Genomic DNA, 276 nt, shown 5'->3' with positions numbered 1-276 from the left:
CCCCGCGCCCGGAACAGCCGGATCTCCACCGGAACGTCCAGCTCCTGGGAACCTGCCCGAACGAGCAGGCCGCGCGCGATCGCCGCCTCCGCGAGCGTCGCCGGGAGCCACGCGACACCGTCGCCTCCCTGCGCCATGGTCATCAGCGTCGCCGCCAGGTGCGACGTGAAGGCCGGCTCGTGGCCGGCCGCCACCCCGCTCGCCGCGAGGATCCGCCCGAGCCCGGAGGCCTCGCCGTAGGCGAGGTAGCGGACCGGCCTGCTTAGCGGCCAGAGC

1 protein-coding gene is annotated in these 276 nt (G+C 75.7%); it reads right to left on the bottom strand.

All coding sequences use genetic code 11. The features are described 5' to 3' along the window. Positions 1-276, bottom strand: a 276-nt coding sequence (locus tag KZZ07_RS26885; protein ID WP_219520023.1) for a LysR substrate-binding domain-containing protein, incomplete at both ends; no start/stop codon positions are given.

Source organism: Mameliella sp. CS4, from assembly GCF_019392335.1.
GTDB lineage: Bacteria > Pseudomonadota > Alphaproteobacteria > Rhodobacterales > Rhodobacteraceae > Antarctobacter.
Note: the sequence above shows the minus strand (reverse complement) of the source record. Positions and strands in the feature narration are given on the sequence as shown.